The organism is Paenibacillus sp. JNUCC 35 (assembly GCF_058269095.1).
The window spans coordinates 1,923,705-1,948,365 of sequence record NZ_CM177771.1 but is presented as its reverse complement, the minus strand read 5'-3'; the positions used below and the strand labels follow the sequence as shown (position 1 = coordinate 1,948,365).

The window sequence follows — 24,661 nt, the reverse complement described above, 5'->3', positions numbered from 1 at the left end:
AGGGAAATAAGGCGAAGGAACACAAATTCCCGCTTATTTCCCTTCGTAGGTGAAAAGATGGATTCAGTTAAGCTTACGCGTTGGCGTCAGCGGTTTTGCGCTGCTTCTCCGCGCGTTCACGCTCGTTCTTGTTCAAGATCTTCTTGCGAAGACGGATCGACTTCGGCGTGATTTCGCAATACTCGTCATCGTTCAAATATTCGAGAGCCTGCTCCAGAGAGTAGATTCTCGGAACTTTCAGCTTAACGGTATCGTCTTTCCCTGCGGAACGGATGTTGTTAAGCTGTTTTTCTTTACAAATGTTAACGACGATGTCGTTATCGCGCGTATGCTCGCCAACGATCATACCTTCGTACACTTCAGTAGCCGGCGTTACGAAGAGCGTACCGCGGTCTTCGATCGACATCAGGCCGTAAGTGGTGGCTACACCGTTCTCCATGGAAACCAGCACGCCTTCGTGACGGCCGCCGACACCCGCGCCGGCATAAGGGCCGTAGCTGTCGAAAGCATGGTTCATGATGCCGTAACCGCGTGTCAGCGTCAGGAAGTTCGTCCGGTAACCGATCAAGCCACGGGCCGGGATCAGGAATTCAAGGCGAACGTTGCCGTTGCCGTGGTTCACCATGTTCACCATTTCGGCTTTGCGCGTTCCGAGGCTTTCCATTACGGCGCCCATGCTGTCTTCCGGTACGTCGATCAGAAGACGCTCGATCGGCTCCATTTTCTGGCCGTCGATTTGACGGATAATGACTTCCGGCTTGGAAACTTGAAGCTCGAAGCCTTCACGGCGCATATTCTCGATGAGAATACCGAGGTGAAGCTCGCCGCGTCCCGATACGATAAACATATCCGGGCTGTCGGTTTCTTCCACGCGCAGGGAAACGTCCGTTTCCAGCTCGTTGAACAGACGCTCGCGAAGCTTGCGGGATGTCACCCATTTGCCTTCGCGGCCTGCGAAAGGACTGTTGTTGACGATGAACGTCATTTGCAGAGTAGGCTCGTCGATTTTCAGAACCGGCAGTGCTTCCGGGTTAGTCGGATCGGCAATCGTTTCACCGATGTTGATGTCCTTAATACCGGAGATGGCGATAATGTCACCGGCGCCCGCCTGCTCGATTTCAACACGCTTCAAGCCTTGGAAACCGAACAGTTTCTCGATGCGCGCCTGCTTCATTCCGCCTTCGCGGGTCATAACGGCCACGGGCTGCCCTTGCTTGATGATACCGCGGTTCACACGGCCGATCCCGATTCTTCCGAGATATTCGTTGAAATCCATCAGGGTAACGAGGAATTGAAGAGGCTCGTCCACGCTTTCCGTCGGATGCGGGATATGGCTGACGATCGTCTCGTAAAGAGCCAGCATATTCTCGCCTTGAGAATCAGATTCCAAGCTGGACGTGCCCTGCAGAGCGGATGCGTAAACAACCGGGAATTCCAGCTGATCGTCATTGGCGCCCAGTTCGATGAACAGATCCAGCACTTCATCAATGACTTCGAGCGGGCGAGCGTTCGGACGGTCGATTTTGTTCACGACGACAACCGGAGTCAGGTTCTGCTCGAGTGCTTTACGAAGCACGAACTTCGTCTGAGGCATCGTTCCTTCGAAAGCATCGACGACCAGAAGAACACCGTCAACCATTTTCATAATCCGTTCCACTTCTCCGCCGAAATCGGCGTGTCCGGGAGTATCCATGATGTTGATCAAGTGGTCTTTATAGTTAATGGCCGTATTTTTGGCAAGAATGGTGATGCCGCGTTCCCGTTCCAAATCGCCGGAATCCATAGCGCGTTCCTGAACGGCTTCGTTCTCGCGGAATGTACCGGACTGCTGGAGCAGCTTATCAACTAGCGTGGTTTTACCGTGGTCAACGTGGGCAATGATCGCGATGTTGCGGATTTTCTCTCTGGGAAACATAAAGGTAGGTCCTCTCTCCTTGGGCGCTGCGCGCTTTTATTGAATGGGCAAAGCCATGATGCTTGGCAAAAACGTTGTGGTACCGTATGTGACGCGGAAAGCCGTAAGCCTGAGCTTCGGCCGTTCCGGGGAACATGCCTGTCTGGGACAGCTTTGACAGCTTTGTAAACCGGGCGGTTTGCCGGGAAGGCTGCGAGAACCGTAAAGCACCCGACCGGGCTCTGTTTCAAAATAAGCGCCGGATGCATTCCGACGCTACAACGTTCCGATTATACGCGATAGAACTTCTAAAAGCAAGATTTTTCGGCAGTAAAAGAGGTTTTCTCCTCCGATTTCCACTGTTTTTACACGCTACCAGATTCTTTTGCCCGATATGATCAGTACGGCTCCGGCCGCCAGCAGAAGCACGATAAACACGTAGATGCTCACCGTAAACACCAGATTGAAGAGCAGCAGCACCACGGAGACGAGCGCGAGTCCGATAGCAATCATCCGCAGCCCGTTATCCCGGCCTTTTTCGAAATATACGAGTTCATAGAGCCCGACCGCGATCCCGAAAATGAATCCCGGCCACAGAATGGACATGAGCCCCCAGCCGAACAGGCTGCACAGGAAAAAGAGGATGCCGTACGTAACGAGAACGCCGCCCGGAAAAACCGCCGCGGATGGCAATGTCCGGTTGAAGACGAGGGCGTGCAGCACAAGGCCGGGCAGCACGAGCAGCACAAGCGGCCACAAAAGCGCCCCGATGAACGTGAAAACGCCGATTTTTCCGAGCAGCAGAACTAGAGCCACCCCGACAAGAATGATTCCCATAGATAACGGTTTGTTCGACATCTGCGATCCCCCTGTATTCGGACGACACCTTGACGGATAGCGGATCTGCGGATTGCCGGAATTGCGGCGAGGTTTCCTTGTCGCCATCTCTGCATCTTGGAAGCCCGCCAGTCCGACCCTCCGCGTTCGCGGGCCATTCCGCCCGGTATCGACACGCTTTTTATTTCCAGTTTATCGCAAACGGGAAATGCTGGCTAGAGCCAATCCTCGGGCGGAAATGCGGATAAGCTATTCTTTTATCGATTCAAAAGAGGCGTCGTAGAGCCGGAACATCGTTTTGTAGCCGGACTCGTCGACTTTAATGCCCACGTCGAGTCTGCCCTTGATTTTAAGGGGACCTGACGTGTAGCGCAGCTTCGTCTCCTTCGGCACGAATACGATCATAATCTTGTTCCAGTAAGTCTCGTCCCCGTTGTCAAAAGGGCATTCCGCCCCGGGTGCGGGAATGAGCAGAAACCAGTGCTTGTCGAAGGACAGGACTTCGCCCATAAACCCGCGGATCTCTACGCTTTTGCCGTTGAGATCCCAGAATTTATTCGACGGCGTCGCCTGCTTCTCGTCGTCGAAAAACTCCGTCCACTTCAGCACGGGGGACGAAGATTTGGCCGGGGCCGCCGTCGGCTTCGCGGCGGCCGGAGTCTTGTCCGCGGGGCCGGTCCCGGCGGACGCATTCTTCTGCGGCGGCGCGCTTGCCGCAGGAGCGGTCCCGGCGGCCGTGCCGCCGGAAGGAGCCGCCGTCGGCTGCACGGCGCCGCCCGCGGCTGCCGCGCCCGGCGCCGCAGGGCTCTGCCGCGGAGCCGTTCCGGGCGATGCGGACGGGGCGGACGCTCCGCCCGCATCGCCGGTAGCCGGCGGCAGGCCGCCCGGGGCGCCTGTGCCGGTCGGGGCGGGCGTCCCCTCCGGCGCGGCGCTTCCCGCGGGAGTCGCTGCCGCGGACGGAGACGCGGCGGTGTCTGCCGGCGTCTGCGCGGCCGATGCGGAGCCGAACGACTGCACGGCAGGCTTCGGCGCCTCTTCTTTGCCGCAGGCGGATGTCAGGAGCGCGGCGGCGAGAATCGTCAAAACCGTGCGGGTATACTTCATTGTGGATCTCCTCCTACATAAGGGAATGGAATTGCTGTCCGTCTTTACGGACCATGCGGCTGCGGTGCTGCTTGCTACCGGCTCAAGAACGGAACAGATACAGGGGGTCCACCCGGTAAACCTGCCAGGCCGGAATCGCCGAAGCGGCTATGCCGAGCAGGACGGCTCCTCCCGCAAGCAGCAGCTCACCGGGCGCAAGCGACCATGGATCGATCTGGATTCCCGCGAAGTCAAACAGCAGAGAGCTTCCGGCGGCTCCGGCGCTATGGCCGAGCAGAAGGCCGACAAGCAGACCTCCCGCTGTCAGAAAAACCCCTTCGCCGACAAGCGCCGTCCACACGTATCGTCCCGGTTTGCCGATCAGGCGCAGCAGCGCGACATCTTTGCGGCGTTCGCTTGCCGCCGCCAGCAAAGACAGCAGCAGGGTCAAAGCGGCCAGAAGGACGCAAAGGTACGTAACGATCTGCACGACCTGGGTGCCTTTATCCACCACATTGACGACATCCGCTACGGCCTTGCCGGTATACATGGCCTGAAGGCCCGTCATTGCGTCGTATTTGTTTTTGAGCGCCTGTGCGCCGAGCAGCGATTTCGGCTTCACCATAAGCGCCGTCACTTCGCGGTCGTGCTGCGCCGCTTCCCCGTGGACCGCCCAGGCGTAGTCCAGTGTCGTGAACACGGCACGATCGTCGGGAGAGTGCAGAGGCGGCAGGATGCCGACGACTTTGTACGAGAAAGCTTCATGCTCGTCATGCTCGTCATGCTCGTCATGCCCGTTATGATCGCCTTGTGCGCCCTCATGGCTTGCGTCCACATGCTCCCCGCTCTCTTCCTCATGGTGCTCCTCCGCATGCTCTCCCGCCGCTTCGGCGGAATGGACAAGGCCGTGCCCGCCCTTGAACGTATCTCCCACTTTCAAGCCGAGCGTACGGGCGGCATGCGAGCCGATAACCGCTTCGCCGAGCCCGCCGTACAAGCTTCCTGACGCGAGCTGTTTATCTCCGTACCGGACGGCGAAATACCGGGCGTCTACGCCGACTATGGGATAACCGTTCAGATTATCTCCCGTCGTTATGGCGAAAACTTCCTCCGCCTCGGCTTCTTTCTTCACCTGCTCGTATAAGGCGTTCGGAATATTCCCGGTCGGCGCCCCGATATGATAGTAGGTGCTCATCGCAAGCTGGGTCTTGCTCCCCTCCGCGCCCATCGTAATTTCGAAAGGACCGTATCCTTTCTCGGCGCCTTTCTCCACGCCTTCGTTCCACATCAGCACGAAGAGCAACAAAGCGGCCGTCAAGGCGACCGAAAGCATCGTTAAGACCGATAACGTCTTACGGTGAAGCGCATTGCGCCAAATAACCCGGAAAACACTCATCCCAACTTTTCCCCTTTCCAGCCGGACGTACCCGAGGGTTCAGCTATATCTCCCGGCAAAATACGGTCACGACCAGGCCCGTCTGCCGGGCGAATCGCTTCCTTCGGCGTGTACCACTCGTTAAGCTCCCCGATGTGCGTCCGTGTCCGAAACCCGGCCGCTAGCTCGAGATCATGGGTCACGACCAGCAGCGTCGCATTCGAGGATGCGGTAAGCTCGAGGAGAAGCCGCATCACGTCCTCTGCCGTTTCCCGGTCCAGGCTTCCCGTCGGCTCATCGGCCAGCACGATTTTCGGGCTGCGGATCAGGGCCCGGATCATCGCCACCCTCTGCTGCTGTCCGCGGGACAGCTGACCGGGCAGATGATTCATCCGGTCGGCCAGCCCGACGCGTTCGAACCATTCCGCTGTGAGTTCCCGCTTGCGCGGTTTAGGCATTTTCACGGGCAGGGCCAGCTCCACATTCTGCCTGGCCGTCAGCGAGGCCATGAGGTGAAAATCCTGAAAGATGATTCCGACCTTCTCGGAACGGAAGCGGTCGCGCTGGGCCTGGGATTGGGCATGAAGAGGCACATCGTCGACAGTTATCTGCCCTTCGTCCGGGGCGAGTACGCCGCAGAGCAGATGGAGCAGCGTGCTTTTGCCGCTTCCGCTGGGACCGGTTAACGCAAGCTGCGCGCCTTCCCCCACTTCCCATTCCGGAACGGATAAAATGGGGAGCTTCCCTTCGCCGGGCAGCCGGAACTGTTTTTTAATGCCTGTAAGCTTAATCATCATGTATCAGCCTCCATTGAAAACGGACAGGAGCTTCATGCCCCTGTCCGTCGGATGATGCCGGTACTGCTCCGCCCGGCCGATTATTTCAGCTTGATCCGCTCGGAGAGCGCGTCCCATGTCAAGTTTTTGCCCGTAAGTTTGTTGAATGCTTCCAGCGGGAGATAGAGGACGTTGTTGTCGATGTTCGCTTTGAAGCCGCTTGGCTGGCCGTTCAAGGCCGCTGCCTGCGTATCGATGTTTACGGAAAGATTGACGCCGCCCGCGCTCAGAACGACTTCGCGTGCATCCCCGTTCCATTTCACTTCGGCCCCCAGCGTTTCAGCCAGCGCTCTGGCCGGATAAAGGACCGCGCCTTCGCGGGTCACTTTGAATTTCGGGTACGCATATTCGCTCTGCAGCTTGTCTGTCGCCGCTTTCAGATCGATACCCGCCACGGAAGCCACGGCACGCGCGATCTCGGTGTTGTCGATCTGGCCTTTGACCTTCTCGGCGATAGGACCGTAAGCCCATACGCCCACGTCGACGGCGGAATGACCGTGTCCGGACCAGCCTACAAGGTAGCGCTTGGACATTACGGCGTTAAATGCGCCTTCCTGCTTGTACGAAGAGCCGTCTCCGGCGAGAATGAATTTCGCTTCGTCGTCGGTCAGATCCGTATGGCCGGTATATTTGGCTACGAGCGCTTTCACGTCTTCGACGGTTTTGGCGTTTTTGAGTTCTCCGCCGATCAGTTCGGACGATTTTTGCTGGTCGTCCCAAGCGTCCACGTTGATCTCGTAAATGTTGTCACGGGAAAGCGAGAGACCGCCTGTTTCGTGATCCGCCGTTACGACGACGGACGTGTTGCCGTCTTTTTTCGCAAATTCCATGGCGACTTTAACCGCTGCGTCGAAATCGAGCATTTCCTGCACGACGGACGGCAGATCGTTCGCATGTCCCGCATGGTCGATGCGTCCGCCTTCCACCATCATCGTAAACCCTTTCGGATTGGCGGAAAGAATGTCGATCGCTTTGCTGGTCATTTCCGCGAGATTAGGGACGGTGTTCGTGCGGTCCAGCACATAATCCACGTGGGAGTTTCCGAACAGGCCGAGCGCTTTTCCGGTTTTGCCGTCCAGCGATGACAGCCCCTGCTTGTCGTACACGACTTTGTAGCCTTCTTTTTCGAAGTCCGGAATGATCGTTTTGTCCGTCCGCTTGCCCTTCTCGTCCTTGCTCAGGAAAAACTGCTTGCCGCCGCCGAACAGCACGTCCACATTTCCGTCGTTCAAATATTGGGACGCGATGGCGCTCTCGTTGTCGCGGTTGCGCACGTGAGAAGCGTAAACGGCCGGTGTAGCGTGAGTGATACGAGCGGTGGTGACGAGTCCCGTCGCTTTGCCCGCCAGCTCGGAAGCTTCGATTACGGAAGCGAACGGCTTGGACACGTCTTCGTTCGAAACGCTGATCGCGGCGTTGTACGTTTTATTGCCCGTTGCGAAAGCCGTTCCCGCCGAAGCGGAGTCGGTCACTTCACCGGAAACGATTGTGCCGCCGTCTTCCCCCCGGTCCGCATATGTAGTGGCTTGTCCGACGTAGTAGGAGTCGAGCTCCAAATGATCCTTGCCCAGCTTATGTTTGGAAAACGTACGTCCGGCCGACACCTGGGCCGGTCCCATTCCGTCGCCGATCAGCACGATCACGTTCTTGGATACCGCTTTCTGTTCTTTCTCTGCAGCCGTTGTGCCTGCGGCCAGTGCGCCGCTTGCCAGCGTGAATGGAAGAAGTGCGATTGCCGTTCCGGCAATCATCGAACGATGAATGATCTTTTTCAAAAGAATCCCCTCCGACTTTAAGTTCCCAACAAGTCTCATCGTACGGCTTTACTATTTCCGACAGTTAAAAGAAAACGCGCAAGTTTGTTAAATTAAGGGGGTATTATTAAGCCGATGTAAAAAGGGGATACTACCGGTAACCAGAAGGACAGGAGAACGGAGATGGCTACGAACCGGAAATCCAAGAAAAAACCGCTCTGGACCCGAGACTTTGCGGTAACCTCCCTTTCGAACCTGCTTTTATTTTTCAGTTTTCAGCTGCTCATTCCGACCATTCCGCTTTATGCGGCCGGTATCGGCGGCGGGCAGACCCAGATCGGGCTTGCCATGGGTACTTTTACCGTCGCCTCTCTGCTGACGCGCCCGTTCGCGGGCAAAGCGCTGGACACGATCGGCCGGAGGCATGTGCTTTCCGCGGGGCTCGCCTTGTGCGGACTGGCCGTGCTCGGTTATTCGGCGGCCGCCGTTGTCGCCATGCTGCTCGCGCTCCGTTTTATTCACGGAATCGGCTGGGGAATTTCCACCACCTCGCTCGGGACGGTGATTTCGGATATCGTCCCGAGCGAGCGCCGGGGCGAAGGGATGGGCATCTACGGATTGTCCAATACGATGGCGATGGCCCTGGCCCCCTTGACGGGCTTGTGGATCGCCGCGGAGTACGGCTTTCACCCGTTGTTCATTTTCTCCACTGTCCTCGCTTTCTCGGCTTTGCTGCTCTCCTTGTTTATCAGTTCGGGGCGTAAAAAACCACCCGCTGCTTCCGGAACCTTCTCATGGCGCGGGTTCCGCAAAGGGCTCATCGAGCCGGGGGCGCTGCTTCCGTCCCTTCTGCTGTTTTGTACGGCCGTCTGCTACGGCGGAATCGTCACTTTTCTCACCCTGTTCGGTAAAGAAGCCGGTATCGGCAACGTCGGCTGGTTCTTCGTCTGCAATGCGGTCATGCTGCTGATCACCCGTCCGCTGACGGGACTGGTCTATGACCGCAAGGGGCCGGCGTGGGTGCTGTTTCCGGGCGCCTTCTTTACCGGCGCGGGTCTGTGGCTGCTCTCCTACGCCCATTCCACGTCGTCGCTTGCCGCAGCTGCGGCTGTCTTCGGAGCGGGATTCGGCTCCGTGCAGCCCGCCCTGCTGGCGTGGACGATCGACCGGACGGAGCCGTCCAGAAGGGGAGCGGCCAACGGCACGTTCTACTCCGCCAACGATCTGGGCATCGGGACCGGCTCGATGCTGCTCGGCGCGTTCGCTTCCCTTGTCGGCAGCTACGGGGCCGCCTATCGCTGGTCCGTGCTGCTCATCGTACTGCTGATCGTCATTTACAGCGTCTATCTGCTGTTAACACGGCGCAAAAGCGCGCAGCTTAAAGCGGCTTAAAGCGACTTAACCAGACGCCCGGTAAACTCGGGCACGCCGCGGAGAACAAAACGGCTGACAATCCCGCGCAGGCAGGGTCCCGGCGCACCGTGCGACATCGCATGGCGCCGTCAACCGCCTGCACCACAGCCGCTGCAAGCTGGCCCTGCATTAGGAGCAAGCTTGCCAAATTACCCGAACCCCAAAAAAACCGCCGTTACTCCGGGAGCAACGGCGGTTATTGGTGCGCGAGGCGGGTTAAACGGCCGGGACTGCAGATGCAACCGGCTTGCCCGCAGTCTACTTGCTTCGGGCCGAAATAATTTCTTCCCCACGGCGGGAGCGGTGTTCTTCCGTAATGGCCGGACACGTGTAACAGTAGGTGTCCGTCAGCTTGTAATACAGACAGCAGCGGTATTTCATGCGCACTGTTTTGCCTGTGTTATAAACGTCCGGCACAAACTTGAAAGGAAGATCCAGCGGGTGCCGGTCCCGGATTCCCGAACATTCGAACCAGGCAGGGTCCGAGACTCCGACGACATATTCATAGTCTTCCCGGAGAACATATTTAAGTTCCTCCGCGGAAGCCTTATCCATCCAATTTTCATAGCTTCTTTGCAGCGTTAAGGCCGCGTACGACCACTGGGAGTGTTTATCTATCCCGGTCAGTTCCCGGAGCCTCTGAAAAACAGGCTTCATATAAGAGTCGAACAAGCCGCCGACCAAATGTGCCCGCCTCTCTTCCCGTGAAAGTTCCGGCCCCGCAAAGGCTGAGGGGCTTCCCTGCAGATGCAAATAGAACGATTCTTGATCGTACTGGATGGACGTTGAAGCCGGATCCAGCGGCAAAGCGATGTTATGGTGCGACATGGCGTGAAGAAAAGCGGCCGGTATCAGGCTCAGGTAGCTCGATAGAGTGGCGCCGATTGCGCGAAGGTGTTCGGTTTTATACACGTCCTTGTAATGCCCGATCATTTCCTGCAAGCCTTCCTGCAAAAAATCGCTTCCTCCGGTCGTTTTCTCAAGGAGTTTCTCTCCACCTAGAAGGACACGAAATTGTTTGGCATAAAATTCACGGAATTTCGCCGGATCTTCCGTCCATGCGTGATTGTTTTCCGTCTGCACATCTCTCACCCCCTGTAAAATCAGCCTGCCGGGTCGGCAGTGCCTTGTCTTCACTACTTCCAAAAAATGAGAACCGTTATCAATTATCTACATCTTACCCTATCGCATCCGGCATGAAAAGACCGGCCGTTTGAATGATCAGACTACGCATACACCTTGGAAAAGCAGGCTAGACTGCGATGCCATGTCAGAACACGGTTTTTCTTTTGGCCGGAAGCAGCCATTTTTTCAAGAGACCGATGCCAACGACCAGAACGGCCCCCAGCCACGGGACCGGCCAATGCGGCCATTCCCCGAGAAGCCAGCCGCTCAGCTTCGCATCGCTGAGGAACATCTCTCCGGCGGTAAAGCCCAGAACGGCCGCCCCCATGTAAATGAGCACCGGCATTTTTTCCAGAAGCTCCACGACAACGGCGCTTCCCCAAATGATGATGGGAATGCTCAGCCCGATTCCCAGGATCAGAATGGTCAGATTATTCCCGGCAGCGGCGGCAATCGCCAGCACATTGTCCAAACTCATGACGAAATCGGCCGCGATGATCGTCCAGACCGCCTTTGACAGGGTGCTGGCCTGCAGAACGGACGAATGGGCATCATTGTCCATCAGCAGCTTCACGGCGATCCAGAGCAGGAATACCGAGCCTGCCGCCTGGATAAAGGGGATTTTCAGAACGCCCACGGCGATAATGGTCAAAATGAGCCGCAGGGCGATCGCGCCGAACGCTCCCCACCATACGGCCTGCCTGCGCTGCGCGGCCGGCAGATTTTTGCTTGCCATCGCGATGACGACGGCGTTGTCTCCGCTGAGTACGATGTTGATCAGCATGATTTGCAGAAACAGTCCAAGCTGTTCGAGCACACCGCTTCTCCCCTTCCGCTTCAGGCTCCACTCGTAGTCAAAGCAAAGCCGCCTAAGCCTAGAGCTTAAAGCTGCCCGCAGCCGATCGCCGCCTCGCATCGCCGGATCGGACACCCCTTCCTTTTCCTTATCCGTCCGTGACGGAAGGAATCAGAAATAGGCGTCCTCCTCCGCCTCATCCTCAGGAGTCACGACGACGGTTTCCGCCTCCTGCGCAGCCCGCAGGATCCATTCCTCTAGCTGCGGAAGGCCTCTTTCGATCGCCTCGATGACCCGGAGGTTCGGGTTGGTGCTCGGCGACGGCGGCAGGAACAGCGTACAGCAGTCTTCGTAAGGCTGAATCGATAACGTATACGTATCGATCTGCTCGGCCATGCGGATAATCTCCTTCTTGTCCGTCGCAATCAAAGGCTGCAGGACAGGAAGCGATACGGCCCGGCCGATCGCATTCAAGCTCGGCAGCGTCTGGCTCGCCACCTGCCCGAGACTTTCTCCCGTCACCAGCGCCAGCGCCTTCTCCCGCTCCGCAATCGTCTCCGCAATGCGGTACATGGCGCGGCGGAGAATGGTGACGAGCAGATTGTCCTTGTACGCGGCATAAATCGACGTCTGCACCTCGGTGAAAGACACGAGGTGCAGCTTGATGCTTCCGCCGCTGTACGCGGACAGCTTGCGGGCCAGCTCGATCACCTTCTCTTTGGCTCGCTCGCTTGTGTACGGGAAGCTGTGGAAATGCACCGCTTCCAGCTCAAGACCCCGGCGCATCGCCTGCCAGCCCGCCACCGGGCTGTCGATCCCGCCGGAAAGCAGGAGCACGGCTTTGCCGTTCGTGCCGAGCGGGTAACCGCCCGCTCCCTCGAAGGTCTCCACGAACAGCAGCGCCCCTTTCTCCCGAAGCTCCACCCGCAGGGTCGTTTCGGGGCTGCGCACATCTACGCTGAGCTCCGGACAAGCCCGGAGCACGGCGCCGCCGACGATCCGGTTCATTTCCAGCGTATCGAACGGAAAGCTTTTATCCACGCGCTTGACTTCCACTTTAAACGTCTGCGGACGCTTCACGACTTTCTTCATAAGCGCGACCGCCACCGCCTGAATCGCTTCGCTGTCGGATGGAGCCGTATACACGGGACTGTATGTTTCAATACCGAACACTTTCGAGACGGCTTTGCCTACATCTTCGGCGGGCGCATCGGAGAGCCGGATATACACCCGGCCGTATTCGGTCACCAGCTTGACCTGCGCAAAGGGCGCAAGAACGCCGCGGAGCTGGCTGACGACCTTTTTTTCAAACCGCGAGCGGTTTTTGCCCTTCAGCATCATTTCTCCGAAACGGACGAGCAGCAGATCGGGCTTCAAAGGAGACATCATGATCAGCGTCCCCCTTTCGCACGCGCAGAGACCGGTACGAGATCGGCGATTACGCCGCGGAGCGCTTCTACGAACCGGCGGGCATCCTCTTCCGAATGCTCTTCGGTCCAGCTGACCCGCAGGCCGCTTGTAGCATGCGCCCGGTCCAGCCCCATGGAGAGCAGCACTTTGCTCGGCTCCGGCTCTCCCGAAGAACAAGCCGACTTCGTTGATATATATATGCCCCGCTGCTCCAAAGCATGTACGACAACTTCGGAATTCATGCCCGGGTAAGTAAAATGAACGATATGGGGCGCCATGTCTTCCTCTTCGCGGGAGCCTGTCAGAGCCAGCTCGGGAAGCCCGAGAATGCCTTCGACCGCAATGGTGCGGAAAGCCCGCTTACGCCGGATGTCTACTTCCAGATTATCGGTGGCGATCCGAAGCGCTTTAGCCATCCCGACGATCAGGGGCACGTTCTCGGTGCCGGAGCGTATTCCCTGCTCCTGGCCTCCCCCGGCAAGCTGGGCCTGAAGGTCGATGCCCGTCCGCTTATAGAGGAAGCCCGCTCCTTTGGGGCCTTTGAACTTGTGAGCGGACGCGCTCATCAGGTCGATGCCCAGCTCGTCTGGAGAAAGAGGCAGCTTGCCTACTCCCTGTACGGCGTCCACATGAAACAGCACGGTCTGCTTCTCGCGCAGCCACCGGCCGATCTCTCCGATCGGCTGTATCCGCCCCATCTCGTTGTTCACATGCATGACGCTGACGAGAATGGTCTCCCCGGTGACGGCCGCCTTCACATCCTCCACACGGACTTGGCCCGTTTCGTCTACGGGAAGAACCGTCACTTCAAAGCCTTCCGCCTGCAATTGACGGAAAGCTTCCGTTACGGAAGCGTGCTCGACAGCTGTTGTAATCAGATGACGGCCCCGGCTGCGATACCGGTAAGCCGCTCCTTTAATGGCCAGATTGCTGCTCTCCGTACCGCCCGACGTAAAAATAATTTCTTCCGGCCGGGCCTTAAGAGCGGAGGCAATCACCTCGCGGCTCTTTTTAACCAGTTTCTCGGCGTCCAGGCCGAATTTATGAATCGAAGACGGATTGCCGAAATGCTGGAGCATCACGTCCGCAACCGTCTCCGCCACTTCCTTGTAAGGCTGGGTTGTTGCCGCGTTATCCAAATAAAGCATCTATCTCTGTCCTTTCTAATAGAAAAAAAGATCGCGTTAAGGGTTTGCCTGTCACGTGCATATTCCTCATTAAATCGCAAAACCACCCCGAACACAAGCCGCCTTTATCATCAAAGCAAGCCGATTGCCTTTTCCAAGATCGCTTCCGCACCTTGCCGGACCTTCTGAAAAAAAAGAAAGAAACGGCCTCTCCAGCCGGAGAAACCGCTTCTTTCCAACGTTATTAAGGCTTAAGTAAATTCCCGGTCGTACCGTTCCTTGGCATTCATAACCTTTTTCACATACTGCTGAGTTTCATTCGGCAGCAGATGCATTTTCTCTAGTAAATCGGAATCGTTTTTGATTCCCAGCTTGTTGACCCGTCCGGGTCCCGCGTTATAGGCCGCCAAAGCGACGCCGACATTTCCGTCGAAACGCTTAAGCTGGTAGGACAAGTACTGCGCTCCGCCCTGGATATTCTGCTGCGGATCGAAGGCGTTCGTGACGCCCAGTCCGTTTGCCGTGCCGTCCATCAACTGCATAAGCCCCTTGGCTCCCGCTCTCGAAACCGTATTTGGGTTAAAGGAGGACTCCTGGCGGATCACCGCTTTAATCAGGGCGGGATCTACGCCCGTACGCTCGCTTGCTTGTACGATGTAAGCGTCGTAAGCCGCTTCGCGCGCGGAAGCGGGCAGAGAGGCTTGTACGGCTCCGGCGGCCGTTTCGTAGGAACGGAGTGCCTTAGCCTGCCGCTGAACGTTTAAGCCCGTACCGGTGGCAGCCGGAACCGCGCCTGCCGAGCCCGTCCACGCGCCCTGCAGCGCTTCCAGCGGCAGAATGCCGAGTGCATCCTCCCCGGCCGGATCGGCGGACAGGCCGCTTTGCTCCATGAGAAGCGTGTTGAGGAGCGAGCTGAATTCCTCGCCGGATTCGGAGGCACCCGACACTGCTCCGCCGGCGCCGGAAAACAACGTCGATTTGTTCAGCATCTCCAGTTTTAAAAGCTCTTTCATTAATCGCGGATCAATAGACGTCATTTTCTCATCCCCGTTTGTAAGCCCATAAGCAAATTATAAACCTTATATCGGCACAAATCGTCCCGTTTTGAACCCTTTTAGCCAAATTTGCCGAAAATCCGGCTTCGCAGCCGGAATTATCCGCTCAGGCCACGTCTCTTTTCCGGAAGACCAGGATCGTAACGCCCAGGAGGACGATCAGATGCAGCACATAGATCGTCAGTGAAAACCCGAAAGTCATTCCCGGGAAAGGAGGCGGCGTACCCTGATTGACAAGAGGATCGGGATCATAGATCTTCCAGTTCGTATTGTTGAATATCAGGTACCGTGCCCAGTTGTACTGCAGGGCGGCAAAAGCCGAACCCGCCAGATTCATGACAATGGACACCGTAATCGCCAGCGCGCTGCTGCGGAACACCGTCGCGATAAAGAAGGCGAGTGTGAACATGAAAAGCATGTCGGGCAGCGAGTACCAGTACGAGCTGGACAGCACGATAAAATGCTCGTCAGGCAGCTCGGCCGTCCCGAACAGTGCGGCCCCTGCCGCTATTGAGCTCAGAAAAAGAACCGCGTAAGCGATGAGCACCATAATCACGCAGGCGGTATACTTCGACAGCAGAATGGCTGTCCGGCCGGACGGACGGATCAGCAGCTGCTTGATCGTTCCGTCCTTGTACTCTTCCGTCACCGTCTGCGCCCCGAGAACAAGGGCAAACAAGGTAACAAACAGCGAGCAGACCATAAAAACGGTGCCGGCAAAGCTGATATAATTGTGGCCGTCCGAATAGCCGGGAATCCACAGTTTAATGGGAAGACCGACAAACAGACTGAGCAGCAGCAGAAAGATATAGAAAATCCAAGTCGATTTTTTGCTTGTGATTTTCATGATTTCATTTTGTACGAGCGAAAGGAATTTCATCGGCTGTCCTCTCCTTTCGTCAGCTGGAGGAAGGTGTCTTCAAGCGTCGGCTTGCGGATGGCCACCTGATACACATCAATCCCCTGCCCGACAAGCCGGGACACGATTTCCGGAATCGCCGACTTGGACAAATTGGCGGTATACAGCCCGTTCTCGCGCCTCAGCAGCCCGTATTCCCCGGCCGTATGCTCTCCCGCCTCGATTCCCTTCAGTTCGAATTCGACCAGCACCAGCTCGTCCTCTGCGGTCGCTCCGCCGCGAACGATACGTTCGCCGACAAGCCGGCCTTCCTGGATAATCAAGGCACGGTCGCAGATTAGCTCGACTTCCGCCAGAAGGTGGGAGGAGATGAGGATCGCAATCGATTCCGTCTTGGCCAAATTGCGCAAATAATCGCGGAGCTCCCGTATGCCGGCCGGATCGAGACCGTTGGTCGGTTCATCCAGAATAAGCACCGTCGGCCGGTGAAGAAGCGCCTGGGCGATTCCCAGCCTCTGCCGCATACCAAGCGAGTACGTTTTGACTTTGTCGTGAATCGCGTCGGTCAGCCCGACCAGTTCTACGATTTCCTCCATCCGTCCAGCCGGTATGGACCCAGCCGCCATCCGGGCAAAGTGGACGAGATTTTTATGGCCCGACATATACGGGTACAGCTCGGGGTTCTCGACAATAGCGCCCACATGGGCAAGCGCCTTGGAACGCTGTGTCCTTACGGGAAAGCCCGCAATCCGGATTTCGCCCGCGCTCATCGACATCAAGCCGACCATCATGCGGATCGTCGTCGTTTTACCGGAACCGTTCGGTCCCAGAAAACCGCAAATTTCCCCCCGCCGGACGGAAAAAGACAAGTCCTTGATAATCGGTTTTCCGCCTATCGTTTTCGATACGCCTACCAGTTCCATAGCTTGTTCGGTTTCCATTGGATCCTCCAATCCTATCCAGCACTAGCATGTCTGAGCAAATTATAACGGTTTAAAGGGGTTTCGTCTAATTTCGTCTGCCCCGTCCCTTCCATGACCGATATAAAAAAAGGGCCCGGAGGCCCTTTTCCGCCGTCCGCTAGATCACAAACGGGACGAAAAACAAATTGGAAAAAAAGCTGATTAGTCCGATCGCGATTGCCCAGCCGCCGGCTCTCCTGCTTCCGTCCGCAAAAGCCATGTACCCGAGAATCGCCCCAAGGGGCCCGAGTACAAACGGGAGCAGGAAAAAAGAAAAAACGGACGACACGAGCGCCATTATTCCGAGCGCACGGGCGCTTATCCACGCATCCGAGTCGGCATCCTCCCTGCTTCGGGCGCCTGCGTCTTCCACATTGCGTCCCGCAAGCCCCGGGGCCAGTTCGCCCGCATATTCCTCACGGTCCGAACGCCCGGCGTGCTCCCGACCCGCAGAAGAATTCGCTTTAGCCGGGTCATGCTTTTGAGAATGTTCCCGCTTGCGCTCCTGCTTCTTACGGCTTTTGTGGTGAGACATACGTGAAGACCTCCTCTTGCTGTGCTGAGGAATTTCGGGTGTGCGTGTTACTTCTTCTCTTTGAACGTGTGACAGCACGTATTGGCACGGTCCACAGCCTGATCCTTATGACGCGTATCAAATTCTTCACCGGCAAATTCGGAAGACAGGTCGGCATTCGCATGCTCGTCCACTTCGATCATAATGATATCCGCACGGCAGTTGTTCCCCTGTCCCCAGTAGGCACAGTTCGAAACGGCGCATTTGACTTCTGGCATATCGATCACCCCCAAGCATAGGGTCTCACGAAGGCTGGGCGGATATCCGCGGGGAGTGCTGTCACAACCTGACAGACGGACTTGACGCAACCATGACCGCAATCATGATCCCATCATGACCGCAAACAAAATCTTGAAGACTGCTCCTAACGTGATAAAGATTAAAACCAAATTATAGAAAGATCCCGGAGCTTCGCATTAAACTAAAATTCGATATGGATAACGAAAGATCGCACTGTATCTTCGAAGACAGCGTGAACTCGTCTGGTGTCCACCAGGCATCTATAAAAGAGAAGGCATTACCATAAGCACGTCCCGAAAGAACGCCCGCTGATAATGCCCATAATGTCTTTTCATTCCAAACTAAAATTTTCATGTCGCCCGTCAAATAACTTCCTTTAAATGAAGTGTTAAGTTTTCAATGTTTACAGCTAATCCTAAATCAATAATTATTCCTTCAGAAGATATTAATACGAAAAACGGAACTTCACTTATATCATATTTATTAAACATTTCTTGAGAGACATAATAATTAATTCTCTTATTTTTTTCATCTTCTTCGCTGATTGTTTTTTTGGATTGCGCATAAATTACCGATATTATTACATCAGGAGTTAATTGCAACAACGCCTCCAAGTTTCCTAGAATTTTTTGGCATGATTGACAATTTTCGTTTGAGAATAATAACAGCACCAATCCTTTTTCATTCTTATCCTCTTTTAATATCATTGGAGGTTGATCACCAATACTTGGCTTTTTATTTTTTATCAATTCAGATGCAAGCCGAACATTTTTCAAAAAAAATGTAATATTTTTAAGTAATAAATATATAACAGCTATTTGAATAATAACAATTATCCACAAAACAATAATAGAATTAATTAAAAAGTTATTCAAATTAGCTCCTCCAAGGTACTCATCTTGTTATGAATATAAAATAATTCTTTAACTATAAACCAAATAATAACTATACTTATATTGATGCACAAATAAATAAATGTGAGTATATTGGTCATACCTATGTTATATTGCAAAGATTCATTGTATGCGACATATAGAAATATAATAATTATAAAATTTCTAAAAACTAGAGTCCAAGATAAGTTATGATTTCCAACCACGCCCCCACACCCACAACTTATCATTTTTCTTTTCTTTATTACATTAACAGCAATAGAAAAATTATACAGCAATAACATACTGATAAAAATTAGGCAAACTACATTTATATTTATATTCATCACTAACATCATCAACCCTATAGTATGAAAGATACTATCGACAACAGCGAAATAAACCGACCATTTTTCTGATAGTATTTTATAATCTATAATAGTTTTTACGTGTTCTTTATAATAAAATATCTTACTGTAAAATGTACTTGCGAAAATAATAAATATCAGTGTTTTAATGTATATATAAATATCAAACATTAATCCATTTCCCCATCTTTCTTGAATTCATTTTGTGAAGAATAGAGATGATAATACTCTGCTTTATTTTTTAATAAACTTTCATGAGTTCCCTCTTCAATAATTTCTCCATTCTTTAAAACTATTATTCTGTCAGCTATTTGAACTGAGGCTAGGCGATGAGTAATGAAGATTACAGTTTTATTTTTCAAAGCTCTGTTAAATTGTGAATATAGTTCTTTTTCGTTACTCGGATCTAGAGATGAAGCTGGCTCATCCATAACAAATACTTGAGCATTTGAATATAATGCCCTAGCAAAAGCAATTTTCTGCCATTGGCCACCAGATAATTCATCTCCGTTGTAAAATAATCTACCTAGAGGGGTTTCTAAGCCATTCTCTAATTTATTCACAAAGTTATGTAGACCGCTATTTTTTATTACTTCCTCTAATCTATGCTCATTTTCCTCTTTAACATTACCAAAAATAATATTCTCTTTTAAAGTAAAATTAAAGTTTGTATATTCCTGAAATAAAGCAGTAGTATTTTGGTGATAACTATTTTTAAAGATTAAATTTATATCCTTTCCATCTACAAAAATTACATTATTATTAACTTTGTAAAGACCTAACAAGCATTTAGCTAATGTTGTTTTTCCAGATCCATTATGTCCTACTATAGCAATTTTTTCGCCAGGCTTGATATCTAGGGTAATATTATTAAGAACCTTATTCTTTTTATTAAAGTAAGTATAAGAAAGATTATTAACAGTTATCCCCTTATTCAAAGGTACAGGATAGTCATAAATGGCAAGAGATTCAGAAGTGACATTATTTTTATTCTCCATAAATTCATAAAAATCTTTTAAGTACAAATTCATTTCGTAAATATTTGATAATTTGGTTGCTATTAACATACTAGAATTTTGAAGACCTTGAATAGCTTGATTAATCGCAACAAAATCACCTATATTCAATGATTTACTCTTTAACAAAAAAACTGACATCATTGTAGTTATAAAAGAAAATAAACTATTTACACTGACAATAGATATTTCAATAAAATTCTTTTTCTTATGCAGATTTAATTTTTCTTTTTTCATTCCATTATAAATAATTTTCCATCTATTAATTAAATATTTTGCTAGTCCATATATCCTAATCTCTTTTAATACAACTTTATCTTTTAAGAGGTAAGAAATATAATTTGCCATACGTCCTGCTGGGGTTAGATCTAATATTTGATTAAATTGTTGGTGAGATAATTTTATTTTCATAATTATCATAGGAAATATAGATACTAAAGTAATTAAAACTAAAAACCAGTGTATTTTAAACAAATAATAAACAAATGATGTTATTATTATCATTTCTTTAAGGACTTCCATATAATTTCGAATTGGGCTGATAACTCTACTTCCTATACTCCGTCCAACTCTTTCAATTTGATTATGGATGAGACTATCATCTAATATCTCAAATGATAAAGAAGAAGTTTTTTTCATAAAAATTTCTTGAAGAATAACTTCTAAAGACATTTCAACTTTTATATCTAAATATTCCTTCAAATGATTAAGAGATGATGAGAGAATAATTAGTAAGAACTGAACAAGTAATAATAAAACAATCGTTTCATATGTTTCTTTACCTTGCATTAAAAAAATACTGATATTATTAATTAGTTCTCTTGATATTATTAATATAAAGTACGGGACAAAGCCTTGGATTAATAAAATCAGAATTGAAATTATAACCCAAGTTTTATTGTTATCCCAAACAAATTTTATTACTTTTTTTTGTGTTTTAAACATCTCTAGCTCCTATTACATTTCTAAAATAAGAAGATATATTTTCAAACCTATATTCCACATTTATAATTAGCCCTTCAGGACTACCTATAAAGTAAACAGGTGTTGATTTTAATTCTTGAATATCTTGTAGATTGATTATTGAAATCATCATCTTACCTTTATATTTCAGCATAAAATCCTCAAAATAATTCCCATCAGTTTTTATAACGAAACATACAAAATCTGAATTTAATTTTCCAACGATTTTATCCAGCTCTATGTAACAAGCTTTACAGGTCGGATCGACTATTATAGCCATAAAAAAAACACCATTGACTGTCATAGGTATAGACGAAAATGTTTCGATTTTTTTGAGATATAAAGGGTTTTTTATGAGTTGATTATATACATTTCTTTTTAGTCCTAGTTTTATTTCAAAATAAATCTTTTTAGTTAAATGTAAGATACTATAATAGGAAAGGAAAAAAAACGCGATTATAGGCACTGAAAATAAAAATGAAAGTATGTTTACTGTCAATGTAATCCTCCACTGTCAATATTAAAGCTAGCCGAATGTCAGCTAGCTTTAATATATCTGTTTAGTATTAACAACAATTACCTGTTTGTATACAATTAAATTTGTTACAGATGTTTTCTGCTGGCCTTAAATTGTTATTAACATAGCAAGGGGCAGTATGGATCATAGTGCAAGTTACCCAACTGTCTGCCATGGGAGAAACGGAATCATTTTTAATACCTAACAAATTTGAAAAGAAATTTAACACGTATAACACCTCCTAAATATTGTATTTTTAAATCTTTTTTAGGTTATCATATTAAAATATTTTAGTAAACCCTATATTTCCATATTTAAGAGTTATTTTTTTTCTAATCCTTAATCTTATTTGAAAGCAAAAAAACGCACCTTAGTCAGTTGCCGAGGATATCCCGGTCCTACTCTAAGGATGCGTTATAATTTTTTTTAAGATTAATAGTTCTATTATAATCTATTTGCTTAAAGCCATTGAAAACTTTTAACTGGCGATTTTGTTCCAGTGTAACCTAATGGAGCAGCTAATGTAGTTCGTAATTATTTTAAACCCGTTCGCCCTGCATGCGGCGCTGGGTAATGTAGTCATTTTCATAGTAAGACAGTTCTTCGCGGAGCTCTTCGAAAATTTTGGACAATTCAATCGTCAGATCTCGTACTTCACGATTCGGTTTTTTGCGGAAACGAATGGCATCCTGTCCGGTGTACGCGTAGCGGCCGTCTTCGGAATAGCACTCGTTCTTCGGGTAAAAGAAAGGGCTGATACAGTTGTGGTACACTTCATACAGCACTTTTTCGGTAAAGTCCACATTGAAGGTCGGTCTGCGCAAGCTGACTCCGAGCTTCTCGTAAGCCACCTCGCAGAAAACAAGCAGGTGACGAGTATCCTGCAAATAGCCGCGGTAAAACTCTTCCATTTCGGAATCGGACTCTGCATTCAACTGCGGAAGAGAGTAGGTGTTCAGAAACGACTCGATACGGTCCGCCGCTTCCTTCAGTTTCTTTCTCGTTGTCTCGCACGCCTTCTTAACATTATCCATTGCCATTACGGTTATGACCTCCTCTAGTTAACAGAGCGGGAACTCGCACCCGGCTCAGCCCATCCATATAGTATCACACTTTCTCTGGAAAAGGTACCCGATTCTTGAGGGGAAATGTCCGGCTTCCGTATAAAAAAAGCGCCCCTTTCCCACCCTACTTTTATGCAGTCCAGACGAAGGAAAGGAGGCCTCCGACCCATGCGACGCCCCACTGCCGCCCTAGGCGGAATGATACTCGGCAGCCTGCTTGTCGTAACAAGCGCCTGTCAGACGAAACCCGAAGCAAGGAACGTACAGCCGGAAGCCGAGCTGAAATATAAACAAGCGCTTGTCGAACAGGATGTCGCCGTAACCGACCAATTGTGCCGGAACCAGTGCCTGCTCCATGTTAACCAAATGTATGCTTCCCTGAACCAAGCCGATCCTAAAAAGATCAAAGAAACGCTGAAGGACATGCAGAGCAAGCATGGCCACATTATTATGCTGGATTGGATTCCCGCGAAGTCTGATCCGGGTGTTGTACCGGGCAAATCGCCTTCTTCTGTTCTATCCGACAGTTCCACCAAGACCGGTTCGGGTACATCCGGCAGCTCAGGTACTGCCGGTGTTCTCGAGACTCCCGGCGCATCTTCAGCTCCGTCCGGTTCGGGCGCTTCCGGTTCCGCTGCCGGCGCTTCCGAAATCGTCTCCGGCAAACTGTCCAAAGAACTTGCCAAGAGCGCCCAGCCTTATATCGAGGAGGCGAAAAAAGCGGCCTCACAAGGAAACGCTTATCAGTCGCCTAATTTCACGGTAGCGGATAAACCGTACTTTGTGCTGAACGTGCCCGCTCCCGACAAGAAAAGCTCAGTCGTCGCCGTCGTACGCCAGCATATTTTGCAGGAGGTTTCCAATCATCAGCGTAAAAATCTCCGCCTGCAATCTTTCCATTCCGATAAAAGCCGCTGGAAAATCGAAAGCGTAGATACCGACACGCTGCGCAGCAAACGGGTGACTCATCCCGACGACCATGAAGGCACCAGCCATTACGAGCGTCATGACGTCGTGGTCCAGTTTAACCGTCCTCCGCGCGAAGCCGAGCTGTCCCGTATCCGGACTGAGATCGGCGCCACCAAGATCAAGCTTATCGGAAATACGTATATTATTACCGCCCGCAGTCTCGAAGCCAAGCAGCTAATGGATTATTTCCGCAAACGCCAGGATGTCCGCTTTGTGGAGCCCCACTATATTTACGAAACGAATGACTTGTCCCGCGGCACCAAACCGCTAAGCTGGTTTTTTGACTGGTGGCCCGGCAACCGAAGCGACAATTCCGGACCGGCACGCTCCGGGGCCGGGGAGCAGGCGGCCGCGCAGCCGGACGTCATTCCCAATGACGTTCTTTTCAACAAATATCAGTGGAACCTTCCGATCACGAATACGCTGAGAGGCTGGAATTTCAACAAGGGCACTCAGGATGTCAAGGTTGCGATCGTGGATACGGGAGCCGACGTCAATCATGAGGACTTGAAAGGTCAACTCATCGAAGGCTACAACGTCCTGGATCCGACCGCGCAGCCGATGGATGATGTCGGACACGGCACGCACGTAGCCGGAATTATCGGCGCGAAGGTTAATAACGGATTGGGAGTAGCCGGTATGACCTGGTATAACAAAATTATGCCGGTCAAGGCTCTGGACAGCAGCGGAGTTGGCAGCACATATGCCGTTGCCCAGGGAATCATCTGGGCCACTGACCACGGCGCCAAGGTGATTAACCTCAGTCTCGGCAACTACGCCAGCTCGGATTTCCTGCACGATGCCATCAAATACGCTTACGACCGCGACGTGGTCCTAATCGCCGCAAGCGGCAACGACAACACGGAACGGCCGGGCTACCCCGCGGCCTACCCCGAAGTGTTTGCGGTAGCCGCTACGGATTCAAGCAACGGGCGGGCGTCTTTCTCGAACTACGGAGACTATATCGACGTCGCCGCTCCGGGCGTCAGCATCGCCAGCACCTACCCGCAGAACCAGTACGCGGCTCTCTCCGGCACATCCATGGCCTGCCCGCATGTAACGGCACTGGCGGCCCTGCTCCGTTCGGCGAATCCGTCCCTCAAAAATACCGAGGTGATGGAACTGATGCGCCAGACAGCCTCGGATATCGGAGACAAAGGCCGGGACACTTACTTCGGGTTCGGGCTCATCAATGTAGACAAAGCCGTGGAAGCCGCTCTTGGCCGGGGTCCCGTACAGGCCGGCCTTCCGGGGACGAAACCGGCGCCCGTAGCCCCGTAACTATACTGTCCTGGCCTGGATATATGTAAGCCGGGGGCTGCGGCATCAAACCAGCACTGCGCCTGAACCACGGGTACATTCAAGCTGAGGCTGCAGACAAATGGCCTGCTGATAAACAAAAGGCCTCCTCGTATCCGGGATTGTCGCAACTGCACCCGTAAGCTCCGCAACGCGCGTCTCGATCCGGGACATTCAAGCCGAGGCCGTGGAGAATCGGCCGGGTGATAAACTAAAATTCCGCCGTACTTTAAAGTATGAAGGAAGCGCGAAA

At 51.9% G+C, this 24,661-nt stretch carries 22 protein-coding genes; 2 read left to right on the top strand and 20 right to left on the bottom strand.

Going from position 1 to position 24,661, the window contains the following annotated elements; all coding sequences use genetic code 11:
- Window positions 1-73: 73 nt before the first annotated feature.
- The 6 genes from typA to AC2TF6_RS08875 all read right to left on the bottom strand — a co-directional run bounded on the left by typA (window position 74) and on the right by AC2TF6_RS08875 (window position 7,800).
- Window positions 74-1,915 carry a translational GTPase TypA gene (gene typA, locus AC2TF6_RS08900; protein WP_491310737.1) on the bottom strand — a complete coding sequence of 614 codons (1,842 nt, stop codon included), beginning with the start codon at window positions 1,913-1,915 and terminating at the stop codon, window positions 74-76.
- Window positions 1,916-2,266: 351 nt separating this feature from the next.
- Complete coding sequence (locus AC2TF6_RS08895) at window positions 2,267-2,752, bottom strand: hypothetical protein (protein ID WP_491310736.1); 486 nt, start codon at window positions 2,750-2,752, stop codon at window positions 2,267-2,269.
- 228 nt (window positions 2,753-2,980) lie between these two features.
- Entirely contained in the window at window positions 2,981-3,835 is an 855-nt protein-coding gene (locus AC2TF6_RS08890) for a hypothetical protein (protein ID WP_491310735.1), read from the bottom strand.
- Window positions 3,836-3,917: 82 nt separating this feature from the next.
- Window positions 3,918-5,210, bottom strand: coding sequence for an ABC transporter permease (locus AC2TF6_RS08885; RefSeq protein WP_491310734.1), 1,293 nt, complete (start codon window positions 5,208-5,210; stop codon window positions 3,918-3,920).
- Entirely contained in the window at window positions 5,207-5,986 is a 780-nt protein-coding gene (locus AC2TF6_RS08880) for an ABC transporter ATP-binding protein (protein ID WP_491310733.1), read from the bottom strand. Before AC2TF6_RS08880 ends, AC2TF6_RS08885 begins: the two co-directional genes overlap by 4 nt.
- A gap of 80 nt (window positions 5,987-6,066) precedes the next feature.
- The gene (locus tag AC2TF6_RS08875; RefSeq protein ID WP_491310732.1) at window positions 6,067-7,800 is read right to left on the bottom strand and encodes an alkaline phosphatase; all 1,734 of its coding nucleotides are present in this window, start codon (window positions 7,798-7,800) and stop codon (window positions 6,067-6,069) included.
- Between the two features lie 162 nt (window positions 7,801-7,962).
- On the opposite strand from AC2TF6_RS08875, the gene AC2TF6_RS08870 reads away from it, so the two are divergent.
- Window positions 7,963-9,171 (top strand): MFS transporter, encoded by a 1,209-nt coding sequence (locus AC2TF6_RS08870; protein ID WP_491310731.1) that lies wholly within the window; start codon window positions 7,963-7,965, stop codon window positions 9,169-9,171.
- Between the two features lie 279 nt (window positions 9,172-9,450).
- Here the strand turns inward: AC2TF6_RS08870 and AC2TF6_RS08865 are convergent, their stop codons facing one another.
- From AC2TF6_RS08865 to AC2TF6_RS08800, 14 genes are all read right to left on the bottom strand, one after another.
- Entirely contained in the window at window positions 9,451-10,275 is an 825-nt protein-coding gene (locus tag AC2TF6_RS08865; protein ID WP_491310730.1) for an IucA/IucC family C-terminal-domain containing protein, read from the bottom strand.
- 187 nt (window positions 10,276-10,462) lie between these two features.
- Window positions 10,463-11,134: a TerC family protein gene (locus tag AC2TF6_RS08860; RefSeq protein WP_009674003.1), complete on the bottom strand. Its 672-nt coding sequence runs from the start codon at window positions 11,132-11,134 to the stop codon at window positions 10,463-10,465.
- 150 nt (window positions 11,135-11,284) lie between these two features.
- Window positions 11,285-12,502: a tRNA uracil 4-sulfurtransferase ThiI gene (gene thiI / locus AC2TF6_RS08855; RefSeq protein ID WP_491310729.1), complete on the bottom strand. Its 1,218-nt coding sequence runs from the start codon at window positions 12,500-12,502 to the stop codon at window positions 11,285-11,287.
- 2 nt (window positions 12,503-12,504) lie between these two features.
- On the bottom strand, window positions 12,505-13,671 hold the full coding sequence (locus tag AC2TF6_RS08850; RefSeq protein ID WP_491310728.1) for a cysteine desulfurase family protein: 1,167 nt from the start codon (window positions 13,669-13,671) through the stop codon (window positions 12,505-12,507).
- A 230-nt stretch (window positions 13,672-13,901) separates the two neighbouring features.
- On the bottom strand, window positions 13,902-14,687 hold the full coding sequence (locus AC2TF6_RS08845) for a lytic transglycosylase domain-containing protein (RefSeq protein WP_491310727.1): 786 nt from the start codon (window positions 14,685-14,687) through the stop codon (window positions 13,902-13,904).
- A 124-nt stretch (window positions 14,688-14,811) separates the two neighbouring features.
- On the bottom strand, window positions 14,812-15,585 hold the full coding sequence (locus AC2TF6_RS08840; RefSeq protein ID WP_491310726.1) for an ABC transporter permease: 774 nt from the start codon (window positions 15,583-15,585) through the stop codon (window positions 14,812-14,814).
- The gene (locus AC2TF6_RS08835; protein WP_491310725.1) at window positions 15,582-16,505 is read right to left on the bottom strand and encodes an ABC transporter ATP-binding protein; all 924 of its coding nucleotides are present in this window, start codon (window positions 16,503-16,505) and stop codon (window positions 15,582-15,584) included. Before AC2TF6_RS08835 ends, AC2TF6_RS08840 begins: the two co-directional genes overlap by 4 nt.
- A 139-nt stretch (window positions 16,506-16,644) precedes the next feature.
- Window positions 16,645-17,061 carry a hypothetical protein gene (locus AC2TF6_RS08830; protein WP_491310724.1) on the bottom strand — a complete coding sequence of 139 codons (417 nt, stop codon included), beginning with the start codon at window positions 17,059-17,061 and terminating at the stop codon, window positions 16,645-16,647.
- A gap of 47 nt (window positions 17,062-17,108) precedes the next feature.
- Window positions 17,109-17,318 carry a DUF1540 domain-containing protein gene (locus AC2TF6_RS08825; protein ID WP_491310723.1) on the bottom strand — a complete coding sequence of 70 codons (210 nt, stop codon included), beginning with the start codon at window positions 17,316-17,318 and terminating at the stop codon, window positions 17,109-17,111.
- Between the two features lie 384 nt (window positions 17,319-17,702).
- A complete protein-coding gene (locus AC2TF6_RS08820) occupies window positions 17,703-18,215 on the bottom strand; it encodes a TlpA family protein disulfide reductase (protein ID WP_491310722.1) in 513 nt (170 codons plus the stop codon).
- Complete coding sequence (locus tag AC2TF6_RS08815; RefSeq protein ID WP_491310721.1) at window positions 18,212-18,751, bottom strand: MauE/DoxX family redox-associated membrane protein; 540 nt, start codon at window positions 18,749-18,751, stop codon at window positions 18,212-18,214. Before AC2TF6_RS08815 ends, AC2TF6_RS08820 begins: the two co-directional genes overlap by 4 nt.
- Window positions 18,751-20,541 (bottom strand): ABC transporter ATP-binding protein, encoded by a 1,791-nt coding sequence (locus AC2TF6_RS08810; protein WP_491310720.1) that lies wholly within the window; start codon window positions 20,539-20,541, stop codon window positions 18,751-18,753. Before AC2TF6_RS08810 ends, AC2TF6_RS08815 begins: the two co-directional genes overlap by 1 nt.
- Entirely contained in the window at window positions 20,534-21,058 is a 525-nt protein-coding gene (locus tag AC2TF6_RS08805; RefSeq protein ID WP_491310719.1) for a hypothetical protein, read from the bottom strand. The genes AC2TF6_RS08810 and AC2TF6_RS08805 overlap by 8 nt, the downstream gene beginning before the upstream one ends.
- A 557-nt stretch (window positions 21,059-21,615) precedes the next feature.
- On the bottom strand, window positions 21,616-22,116 hold the full coding sequence (locus tag AC2TF6_RS08800) for a YpuI family protein (RefSeq protein WP_009674001.1): 501 nt from the start codon (window positions 22,114-22,116) through the stop codon (window positions 21,616-21,618).
- A gap of 192 nt (window positions 22,117-22,308) precedes the next feature.
- On the opposite strand from AC2TF6_RS08800, the gene AC2TF6_RS08795 reads away from it, so the two are divergent.
- A complete protein-coding gene (locus AC2TF6_RS08795) occupies window positions 22,309-24,390 on the top strand; it encodes a S8 family peptidase (RefSeq protein WP_491310718.1) in 2,082 nt (693 codons plus the stop codon).
- Window positions 24,391-24,661 lie beyond the last annotated feature (271 nt).

Coding starts and splice junctions, on each gene's coding strand:
- typA (WP_491310737.1), bottom strand. CDS start 1,915: ATGTTTCCCAGAGAGAAAATCCGCAACATCGCGATCATTGCCCACGTT.
- AC2TF6_RS08895 (WP_491310736.1), bottom strand. CDS start 2,752: ATGTCGAACAAACCGTTATCTATGGGAATCATTCTTGTCGGGGTGGCT.
- AC2TF6_RS08890 (WP_491310735.1), bottom strand. CDS start 3,835: ATGAAGTATACCCGCACGGTTTTGACGATTCTCGCCGCCGCGCTCCTG.
- AC2TF6_RS08885 (WP_491310734.1), bottom strand. CDS start 5,210: ATGAGTGTTTTCCGGGTTATTTGGCGCAATGCGCTTCACCGTAAGACG.
- AC2TF6_RS08880 (WP_491310733.1), bottom strand. CDS start 5,986: ATGATGATTAAGCTTACAGGCATTAAAAAACAGTTCCGGCTGCCCGGC.
- AC2TF6_RS08870 (WP_491310731.1), top strand. CDS start 7,963: ATGGCTACGAACCGGAAATCCAAGAAAAAACCGCTCTGGACCCGAGAC.
- thiI (WP_491310729.1), bottom strand. CDS start 12,502: ATGATGTCTCCTTTGAAGCCCGATCTGCTGCTCGTCCGTTTCGGAGAA.
- AC2TF6_RS08850 (WP_491310728.1), bottom strand. CDS start 13,671: ATGCTTTATTTGGATAACGCGGCAACAACCCAGCCTTACAAGGAAGTG.
- AC2TF6_RS08845 (WP_491310727.1), bottom strand. CDS start 14,687: ATGACGTCTATTGATCCGCGATTAATGAAAGAGCTTTTAAAACTGGAG.
- AC2TF6_RS08840 (WP_491310726.1), bottom strand. CDS start 15,585: ATGAAATTCCTTTCGCTCGTACAAAATGAAATCATGAAAATCACAAGC.
- AC2TF6_RS08835 (WP_491310725.1), bottom strand. CDS start 16,505: ATGGAAACCGAACAAGCTATGGAACTGGTAGGCGTATCGAAAACGATA.
- AC2TF6_RS08830 (WP_491310724.1), bottom strand. CDS start 17,061: ATGTCTCACCACAAAAGCCGTAAGAAGCAGGAGCGCAAGCGGGAACAT.
- AC2TF6_RS08825 (WP_491310723.1), bottom strand. CDS start 17,318: ATGCCAGAAGTCAAATGCGCCGTTTCGAACTGTGCCTACTGGGGACAG.
- AC2TF6_RS08815 (WP_491310721.1), bottom strand. CDS start 18,751: ATGTTTGATATTTATATATACATTAAAACACTGATATTTATTATTTTC.
- AC2TF6_RS08810 (WP_491310720.1), bottom strand. CDS start 20,541: ATGTTTAAAACACAAAAAAAAGTAATAAAATTTGTTTGGGATAACAAT.
- AC2TF6_RS08800 (WP_009674001.1), bottom strand. CDS start 22,116: ATGGCAATGGATAATGTTAAGAAGGCGTGCGAGACAACGAGAAAGAAA.
- AC2TF6_RS08795 (WP_491310718.1), top strand. CDS start 22,309: ATGCGACGCCCCACTGCCGCCCTAGGCGGAATGATACTCGGCAGCCTG.